Here is a 9,043-nt window from a genome sequence, read left to right as displayed (position 1 = left end):
GCTCCAGCCGGGCGAGACGGCGGGCCCGCCCACCGGCGGCGTCGAGCGCGCTGGCGGTGGCACCGAAGGCGGCCAGGTCGGCGGCGCCGTGGGTCAGGTCGACCGCGTCGGTGGCGAGGGCACCGCGCAGTGGTGCCATCTCGGCGGCGGCCCGCCGGGTCAACGCGGTGGCCAGCAGCGGCAGGCCCACGCCTGCGACCAGCAGGCCGACGGCGAGGGTGAGCGCTGCCGGCGGCGAGATCAGTGCGGTCAGGCCGACGGCCACCAGGCTCACCGTCGCCGCGGCGGCGGCCGGGACGAGTACCCGCAGCAGCAGGTCCTGCACCGCCTCCACATCGGAGACCAGACGGCTGAGCGCGTCTCCGGTGCGCGGCGGGGCACCCCGTCGGGCGGCGAGCGTGGCGAACACCCGGGCCCGGACGTCGGTGACGAGCCGGAGCACCGCGTCGTGCCCGGCCAGCCGTTCCGTGTAGCGCAGCACTCCCCGGCTCACCGCGAGCGCCCGCACCGCGACGATCGCCACGGTGAGCCGGTCCAGTTCCGGCCGACCGGCGGCGGTCATCAACAGCCAGGTGGCGGTGGCCATCAGGGCGAGGGCGGCGAACTCGGTGGCCGCCGCGAGCAGTCCCGCTCCGACCAGCCGTCGCAGGTACGGCCGGGCCAACCGGAGTACGGCCGCCTCGGGCGACGAGTCGACACGGCGGGTCGTGGTGGCCGGAGCGGTGCTCATCGGGCCTCCCCGGCCGGTTGCGGGGTCAGCTCGGTGACCCGACCGTCCTCGACCCGCAGGATCCGGTCGGCGTCCTCCAGCAGCGCGGGGCGGTGTGCGACCAGCAGCGCGGTCCGTCCGGTCACCAGTCGACGGGTGGCCGACAGCACCGCCGCCTCGGCGGCGGCGTCCAGGCGGGCGGTCGGTTCGTCGAGCAGCACCACCGGTGCGTCCCGCAGGAACGCCCGGGCCAGCGCCACCCGCTGCCGCTGGCCGCTGGACAGGCCGTGCCCGCGTTCGCCGAGCCCGGTGTCCAAGCCGTCGGGCAGCGCGGCGACCACCTCGTCCAGCGCCGCGTCGCGCACCGCTGCGGTGATCGCCTCCGGTGCGGCGTCGGCGTGGCCGAGGCGGATGTTGTCGGCCAGCGACGCGGCGAACAGGTGGGCTCGCTGCGGCACCCAGGCCACCTGTCGACGCCACTCGTCGGCGTCCGCGCCGGCCAGGTCGACACCGCCGACGGTGACCCGCCCGGTGGTCGGTGCGACGAAGCCGAGCAGCAGCCCGAGCAGGGTGCTCTTGCCGGCGCCGCTCGGGCCGATGATCGCCACCCGCTCGCCGGGCCGGATGGTCAGCGACACGTCCCGCAGCGCGGTGGTGCGTTCGTACGCGACCGTCACCGCCTCGAACCGGATCTCGCCGCGCCCGTCGGGCGACGCACCGGAGCGGGGTACGGGCGTCGGCGCGGAACCGGAGAGCGTGAGCGCCTCGTCCAGCGCCGTGAGGCCCTCCATGCTGGCGTGGAACCGGCTGCCGGCGGCCCGCAACGGCAGGTACGCCTCCGGGGTGAGCAGCAGCACCAGCAGCGCGGTCTGGAGTGCCAGCCCGCCGTCGAGCAGGCGGAGACCGACCGGGACCGCGACCAGCGCCACCGACAGGGTGGCCACCAGCTCCAGCACCAGGGCGGAGAGGAAGGCGATCCGCAGGGTCTGCATGGTGGCGACCCGGTGCCCGTCGGCCATCCGCCGCACCGCGTCGGTCTGCGCGCGGGCCCGCCCGAACGCCCGCAGTGTGGGCAGCCCGGCCACCATGTCCAGGAAGTGCCCGCCGAGGCGGGACAGCCGCCGCCACTGCCGTTCGGTGGCGGCCTGGGCCTGCCAGCCGAGCAGCGCTCCGAAGATCGGGATGAGCGGCAGGGTCAGTGCGATGATCACCGCCGAACTCCAGTCGGCGAAGACGACCCGACCGAGCACCGCCACCGGCACCGTGACGCTCAGCACGAGCTGCGGCAGGTAACCGGTGAAGTAGGCGTCGAGCGCGTCCAGTCCACGCCCCGCCAGCGTGGCCAACTGTCCGGCCCGCTGGCCGGCGACCCAGCCCGGACCGTGCCGGGCGACCGCGCCCAGCAGATCGGCCCGCAGCGCGGCCTTCACCGTGGCCGCCGCCCGCGCCGAGACCGCGCCCTGCGCCCACACCACCAGCGCGCGGGCCGCGACGGCGGCCACCAGACCGGCCAGCGCGACGCGGTCCAGCCGCCCGGTGAACGCGGTCGCCAGGAGCATCGCCAGGGCGGTCGCCTGCGCCACGACCAGTCCGGCGGCGAGCACCCCGAGCAGCGCGAGCAGCACGAGGTCGCGTCGGGCCGCAGGGACCCGGCGCAGCAGCCGTGGGTCGAAGGGGCGGCGGCTCACCAGGGCACCGGTGCCCGACCGTCGGTCCGTCCCCGGAGAATCCGCCAGCACATCGCCTGGCAGCCTAGTCGGGACGCGCCGAGCGCCCGCGAGCGCGGAGCGGGTACGCGGGACACCACGTCGGTCGTCAGCTCAGGAACAGCGAGATGGGCAGGGCGGCCACGGTGGTGGCCACGGTCAGCGCGGTAGCACCGATCAGCCGGGCGGGGCGTTCCGCGACCATCAGCCGCTGCACCCGTACGTCCAGGTCCCGGTCGCCCAGACCGAGCGTGCCGACCGGCGTGATCCGGTTCTCGGCAGCGGCGAACCGGCGCAGCGCACCGGCCAGCGGGGCCTCCGCGTGCAGCTCCCGAGCCTTGTCGTCGGCACGCATCTCGACCAGCAGCGACACCCGCTCGTGCGCCTCGTGCACCCAGCGCAGCCACGGCAACGCCCGGCACAGCGCGGTGAACGGCATCAGCACCAGATCGTGCCGCTCCTCGGCGTGCGCCCGCTCGTGCGTCAGCACCGCCTCCAGCTCGGCCCGGTCGAGCAGACTCAACGTGCCGGCGCTGACCACCACCCGGGGCTTCACTCCCGGCAGGCAGTACGCCGCCGCACTCGGATGGTCGAGCACCAGCGCCCCGGGCACGGTGGGGTCCTGCCGGGCCACCAAAGCCAGCAGGTCCCGGTGCCGCCGCTGCGCGCGCACCGTGCCGTGGATGCTGCGTACCGTCGAGGTCAGCAGCACCGCGCCGATGCCGAACCCGACGCCGACCAGCCCCAGGTGCACCGGGCCGACGCCCACCGGAAGCGTGCTGTGCCACAGGTCGTTCGCGAGCGCCAGCAGCGCGCTGCCGGTGCCCCGGTCGTACGCGGCCAGTCCGATCGCGATCGGCAGGCCCACCGCGGAGAGGCCGGCGGCCAGGCCGACCGCCTGCCAGCAGAGGATCGCGACCCGAGGGGTGCGCCAGGTCCAGGTGGAACGGGTGAGTACCTGCGCGATCAGCCAGCAGGCCAGCATCGCGGCGGCGAAGTGCACGGTCTGCGCCACGTCGTCGCCCCTACCGCTCCGCGGTCTCGTCGGCCCGACCCGGCCGGGTCGTCCGGTCCCGTCGGATCGCCTGTTCCGGTGCGGGTGCCTCGACCTGATCGGTCAACGCCGCACCGTCGCCCGGCCCGTCCGGCGTACCCGGGGCCATCCCGGCCTCGGCGGAGAGCGCGGCCCGCAGGACGTCGGCCTCGGTGCCCGTCACCGAGCGGGCGAAGCGGACCAGTGCCGCGTCGCGGCTGCCACCCAGGTCCAGGGCGTCGAGCATGATCTGGGCGATGTACGCCTCGCGGCTGGCGGTGGCCCGATAGCGCCAGGCCCGCCCTTCCCGCTCGCGCTGCACCATGCCCTTGCCGGCGAGTCGGTCCAGCACCGTCATCACCGTCGTGTACGCCAACTCGCGCCCGGCCAGCACGTCGGCGACCTCGCGCACCGTCACCCCGTCGGACGCGGCGGGAACCGTGTCCCACAGCACGTCCATCACCGCACGCTCAAGATCCCCCAGCCGAGTCACCCCTGAATCCTACCCCCCGTAGTAGACTCCCCGCCCCGCACCCGCCTCCCACACCCGCTCCCCACACCCGCTCCCCGCAGGCCCCGCCGATCATGGAGCTCCGGCAGAGCTTCAGGCAGGATATGCACCCTTTGCCCGCGCCCCCACTCCATGATCGCCGCACCCGGCCCCCGGCGGCGCGAGAGCACGCCCCGCGAACACCCCCGCAACCGGTGACTCAGCGAAAGGCGGCACCCGAAGCCGCCACCAGAACTCCGACCGCGCCCAGGTCAGGTTTCCGGGGGGAGCCCACCCGCGTAGGGATCAAGCCTGACCGCCCGGAGCGGGTGGGCTCCCCCCGGAAACCCCCACAGCAAGAAAGGAATCACACCCCCTTGGGATGCCACACCGTCTTCGTCTCCAGCAACGCCGTCATCCGCCCGAGCCCCGGATCAGCCGACCAGTCGTGCCCGGAGCCCACCGGACGGAGTACCCGCTTGAGGTTCTCCGCGGCCTTGATCTCCAGGTCGACCGCCAGGTCCGCGTCGGTGACCCCGGTCAGGTCGATCGCGTTGACGTCCATGTGGGCGGCGAGCGTGGGTACGGTCTCCGGCAGCCGCCCGGTGAGGATGTTGACGACACCGCCGGGCAGGTCGGAGGTGGCGAGCACCTCGGCGAGGGTGATCGCGGCCAGCGGCGCGTCCGGGGAGGCGGCGACCACGACGGTGTTGCCGGTGACGATCGCCGGAGCGATCACGCTGACCAGGCCGAGCAGGGGCGGGCTCTCCGGGGCCACCACGGCGACCACGCCGGTCGGCTCGGGTGCGGAGAGGTTGAAGTAGGGGCCGGCGACCGGGTTCGCGCCGCCGTACACCTGCGGCAGCTTGTCGGACCAGCCCGCGTACCAGACCCAGCGGTCGGTGGCGGCGTCGACTTCGCCGGCGGGTACGCCGAGACCGATGAACTGGTCGCGGCGGCCCTCCAGCATCTCGGCGACGCGGTAGAGGATCTGACCCCGGTTGTACGCGGTCGCTCCGGCCCAGCCCTTCACGGCGGCGCGGGCGGCGACCACGGCGTCCCGGGCGTCCTTGCGGGAGGCCAGCGACACGTTGGAGTCCTGCACGAGATACGACCGTCCCGACTCGCTACGCGGGAACTTCCCGCCGATGAAGAGCTTGTACGTCTTGCGTACCGCGACCCGCTCAGACATTGAGGTACGCCTCCAGCCCGTGCCGGCCGCCCTCGCGACCGTAGCCCGACTCCTTGTAGCCGCCGAACGGCGAGGTGGGGTCGAACTTGTTGAACGTGTTGGCCCAGACGACTCCGGCGCGCAGCCGGTCGGCCATCCACAGGATGCGGGAACCCTTCTCGGTCCAGATTCCGGCGCTGAGCCCGTACGGCGTGTTGTTGGCCTTCTCCACGGCCTCGGCCGGGGTGCGGAAGGTCAGCACGGACAGCACCGGGCCGAAGATCTCCTCGCGGGCGATCCGGTGGGCCTGGGTGACGCCGGTGAAGATGGTCGGCGCGAACCAGAAGCCACGGTCCGGCAGCTCACACGGTGGCGACCAGCGCTGCGCGCCCTCGGCGGCGCCGGCTTCGGTCAGCTCGTGGATCCGGGCGAGCTGGGCGGCGGAGTTGATGGCACCGACGTCGGTGTTCTTGTCCAGCGGGTCGCCGACGCGCAGCAGCGCCATCCGACGCTTGAGCGATTCCAACACCTGCTCGGCGACGGACTCCTGGACCAGCAGCCGGGATCCGGCGCAGCAGACGTGCCCCTGGTTGAAGAAGATGCCGTTGACGATGCCCTCGACCGCCTGGTCGACGGGGGCGTCGTCGAAGACGATGTTGGCGGCCTTGCCGCCGAGTTCCAGGGTGAGCTTCTTGTCGGTGCCGGCGACGGCGCGGGCGATGGCCCGGCCGACGTCGGTGGAGCCGGTGAACGCCACCTTGTCGACGCCGTCGTGTTCGACCAGGGCGCGGCCGGTCTCGCCGGCGCCGGTGACGATGTTGACCACACCGGCCGGGAGGTCGGCCTGCTGGCAGATCTCGGCGAAGAGCAGCGCGGTCAGCGGGGTGGTCTCGGCGGGCTTGAGCACCACCGTGTTGCCGGCGGCGAGCGCCGGGGCGATCTTCCAGGCCAGCATCAGCAGCGGGAAGTTCCACGGGATGACCTGCGCGGCGACGCCGAGCGGTCGCGGGTTCGCGCCGAACCCGGCGTGCTCCAGCTTGTCCGCCCAGCCCGCGTAGTAGAAGAAGTGCGCGGCGACCAGCGGCAGGTCGACGTCGCGGGACTCCCTGATCGGCTTGCCGTTGTCCAGCGACTCCAGCACGGCCAGCTCACGCGAGCGTTCCTGGATGAGGCGGGCGATCCGGAACAGGTACTTGGCCCGGTCCCGGCCCGGCATCGGACCCCAGACCTTCTCGTACGCCGTCCGCGCGGCCCGGACCGCGCGGTCCACGTCCTGGCTGCCGCCCTCGGCGACCTCGGCGAGTACCTCCTCCGAGGAGGGGCTGATCGACTTGAAGCTGCCGCCGTCGGCCGGGTCGACGAAGGCGCCGTCGATGAACAGGCCGTAGGAGGGCTTGATCTCCACCACCGAGCGAGACTCGGGGGCGGGTGCGTATTCGAACATCGCGTTCAGTCCAGGGTGAAGTAGTCGGGACCGGCGTAGACACCGGTCGTCAGCTTGGTGCGCTGCATGAGCAGGTCGTTGAGGAGACTGGAGGCGCCGAAGCGGAACCAGTCCGGGGACAGCCAGTCCGGCCCGACGGTCTCGTTCACCATGACCAGGTATTTGACGGCGTCCTTGGTGGTCTTGATGCCGCCGGCCGGCTTCACGCCGACCTGTCGACCGGTGGCGGCCCGGAAGTCGCGCACCGCCTCCAGCATGACCAGCGTCACCGGCAGGGTGGCCGCGACCGGGACCTTGCCGGTGGAGGTCTTGATGAAGTCGCCGCCGGCCAGCATCGCCAGCCAGGAGGCCCGGCGCACGTTGTCGTAGGTGGCCAGTTCGCCGGTCTCCAGGATCACCTTGAGGTGGGCGTCCCCGCAGGCTTCCTTGGTCGCCACGATCTCGTCGTACACCTCGGCGTAGCGACCGGCCAGGAACGCGCCCCGGTTGATCACCATGTCGATCTCGTCGGCGCCCGCCTCGACGGCGGCCCGGGTGTCGGCGAGCTTGATCTCCAAGGGCGCCTGACCGGACGGGAACGAGGTCGCCACGCTGGCCAGGTGCACGTTCGAGCCGCGCAGCACCTCGGCCACGTGGGGGACCATCGCGGGATAGACGCAGACCGCGCCGACATGCGGGCAGGAGGGGTCGGCCGGGTCGGGGCGCAGCGCCTTGGCGGCGAGCGCGCGTACCTTGCCGGGGGTGTCCGCGCCTTCGAGCGTGGTGAGGTCGACCATTCGGATCGCGAGGTCGATCGCCTGTGCCTTGGCGGTGGTCTTGATGGAGCGGGTGCCGAGTTGGGCTGCCCGCTGCTCCGCGCCGACCTGGTCCACGCCCGGTAGGCCGTGCAGGAAGGTCCGCAGAGCGGTCTCGGTTCGTCCCAGCTCGGAGAGGTCCGACCGGGCCGACGTCGCTGTCGCCGTCATGCGCCGAAGTCTACGCAGGCGGGAGCCACCCGATCTTGATCATGACGGCGGGCAGGTGTCCCGGGTGAGCGACGTCGCTGCTCGGGGCCGGGGCCCGTGCGTCGGGGTCCGGGGCGGGTAGGTTGAGCGATCGTGGACGTACACGTCATTGACCATCCGCTCGCCCAGTCCCGGCTGACCGCCATGCGGGACGAACGGACCGACTCGGCCTCGTTCCGGGCAGCGCTGCACGAACTCACCACCATGCTGGTGTACGAGGCTGCGCGCTCCTTCCCGATCGAGCGGTACCCGGTGCAGACCCCGGTGACCGGCACCGAGGGCACCCGGCTGGCCAACCCGCCGCTGCTGGTGCCCGTGCTCCGGGCCGGTCTCGGCATGGCCGACGCCGCGCTGGGGCTGCTGCCGGAGTCGTCGATGGGCTTCGTCGGGCTGGCCCGGGACGAGGAGACCTTCGAGCCGCGCGCCTACATGGAGTCGCTGCCCCGCGACCTGAGCGGCCTGCCGGTGCTGGTCCTGGACCCGATGCTGGCCACCGGTGGCTCGCTGGAGCACTGCTGCCGGCTGCTGGCCGACCGTGGCTGCACCGACATCACGGTGCTCTGCGTACTCGCCGCACCGGCCGGCATCGCCCGGCTGGAGCGGTCCGGCCTGCCGCTGCGCCTGGTCACCGCGTCGATCGACGACGGCCTCAACGACAGCATGTTCATCGTGCCGGGTCTCGGTGACGCCGGGGACCGCCAGTTCGGCGGCATGCCCCGGTTCTGATCCGTCCGTCGTCAACCATGCTCGTGGTGGCGGGTTTGTCGTGCGGGCGGTGGCATCGAGCGGCTACCGTCTCGGGCCATGACTGGTGTTCCGCTCGCCGAGGAACTGCTCCTGCTGGCGTACGACGACGAAACCGGCAAGGCGACCATGCCCCGGATCAGCCTCGACCTGGGCATGGCCGCCGCCGTGTTGATCGAGCTGGCCCTGGCGGGCCGGATCGCGTACGCCGAAGGCGCTCTGACGGTGGTCGACGCGACACCGACGGGCGAGCCGATCACCGACGACGTGCTGTCCCGGATCGCGGCGGACACCCCGCACAGCCCGTCCTCCTGGGTGCAGCGGCTGCGGCACGGTCTGCGCGACAAGGTCCTCGGTGACCTGTGCGCACACGGGGTGGTCCGAGACGTCGACGAGACGGAGATGGGCTTCATCCACGTGCACCGCTACCCGGTGCTGGACCCCTCGGTGGAGGCGGAGACCCGCCAACGGCTCGCCGCCGCGCTGACCGGTGAAGCACCCGACGAGCGGACCGCCGCCCTGGCGACGCTGGTCGCCGTACTCCGGATGGAGTCGGCGCTGGGGGCGACCGGCGAGGACGCCACCGAGGCCCTCCGCCGGTTGGAGGAGATCGCCAGTGGTGCCGGCTTCTCCGGCGAGGTGGGCCTGGAAAGCTCCGTGGTCCGCCCCTCGGTCGGCCTGGTGGTCGCCGCCCTGGGCCGCGCCGTCCAGGCCGCTCTCGGCCCTGTCTCTTAACACATCT

8 protein-coding genes and 1 pseudogene are annotated in these 9,043 nt (G+C 73.0%); 2 read left to right on the top strand and 7 right to left on the bottom strand.

Annotated features, from left to right (window positions below; genetic code table 11):
- The 7 genes and pseudogenes from EYA84_RS20145 to deoC all read right to left on the bottom strand — a co-directional run.
- Positions 1 to 730 (bottom strand): annotated as a pseudogene (locus EYA84_RS20145) (thiol reductant ABC exporter subunit CydC); the annotation flags it as partial.
- A complete protein-coding gene (gene cydD / locus EYA84_RS20140) occupies positions 727 to 2,397 on the bottom strand; it encodes a thiol reductant ABC exporter subunit CydD (RefSeq protein ID WP_131054601.1) in 1,671 nt (556 codons plus the stop codon). The gene cydD and the pseudogene EYA84_RS20145, both read right to left, overlap by 4 nt.
- Before the next feature lie 127 nt (positions 2,398 to 2,524).
- The gene (locus EYA84_RS20135) at positions 2,525 to 3,400 is read right to left on the bottom strand and encodes a M56 family metallopeptidase (protein WP_176095646.1); all 876 of its coding nucleotides are present in this window, start codon (positions 3,398 to 3,400) and stop codon (positions 2,525 to 2,527) included.
- Between the two features lie 40 nt (positions 3,401 to 3,440).
- Complete coding sequence (locus EYA84_RS20130) at positions 3,441 to 3,941, bottom strand: BlaI/MecI/CopY family transcriptional regulator (RefSeq protein WP_131054599.1); 501 nt, start codon at positions 3,939 to 3,941, stop codon at positions 3,441 to 3,443.
- Between the two features lie 364 nt (positions 3,942 to 4,305).
- Positions 4,306 to 5,130: an aldehyde dehydrogenase family protein gene (locus tag EYA84_RS20125; RefSeq protein WP_131054598.1), complete on the bottom strand. Its 825-nt coding sequence runs from the start codon at positions 5,128 to 5,130 to the stop codon at positions 4,306 to 4,308.
- Positions 5,123 to 6,553 (bottom strand): aldehyde dehydrogenase family protein, encoded by a 1,431-nt coding sequence (locus tag EYA84_RS20120; RefSeq protein ID WP_131054597.1) that lies wholly within the window; start codon positions 6,551 to 6,553, stop codon positions 5,123 to 5,125. The genes EYA84_RS20125 and EYA84_RS20120 overlap by 8 nt, the downstream gene beginning before the upstream one ends.
- Positions 6,554 to 6,558: 5 nt before the next feature.
- Positions 6,559 to 7,518, bottom strand: a complete 960-nt coding sequence (gene deoC, locus EYA84_RS20115; RefSeq protein ID WP_131054596.1) for a deoxyribose-phosphate aldolase — start codon at positions 7,516 to 7,518, stop codon at positions 6,559 to 6,561.
- Positions 7,519 to 7,650: 132 nt separating this feature from the next.
- Between deoC and upp the strand changes: the two genes are divergently transcribed.
- Together upp and EYA84_RS20105 are read left to right on the top strand one after the other, a co-directional pair.
- Positions 7,651 to 8,283, top strand: a complete 633-nt coding sequence (gene upp, locus EYA84_RS20110; RefSeq protein ID WP_131054595.1) for a uracil phosphoribosyltransferase — start codon at positions 7,651 to 7,653, stop codon at positions 8,281 to 8,283.
- 78 nt (positions 8,284 to 8,361) lie between these two features.
- A complete protein-coding gene (locus EYA84_RS20105) occupies positions 8,362 to 9,036 on the top strand; it encodes a GPP34 family phosphoprotein (RefSeq protein ID WP_131054594.1) in 675 nt (224 codons plus the stop codon).
- Positions 9,037 to 9,043 lie beyond the last annotated feature (7 nt).

The organism is Verrucosispora sp. SN26_14.1, assembly GCF_004307965.1.
Classification (GTDB): Bacteria; Actinomycetota; Actinomycetes; order Mycobacteriales; family Micromonosporaceae; genus Micromonospora.
Note: the sequence above shows the minus strand (reverse complement) of the source record. Positions and strands in the feature narration are given on the sequence as shown.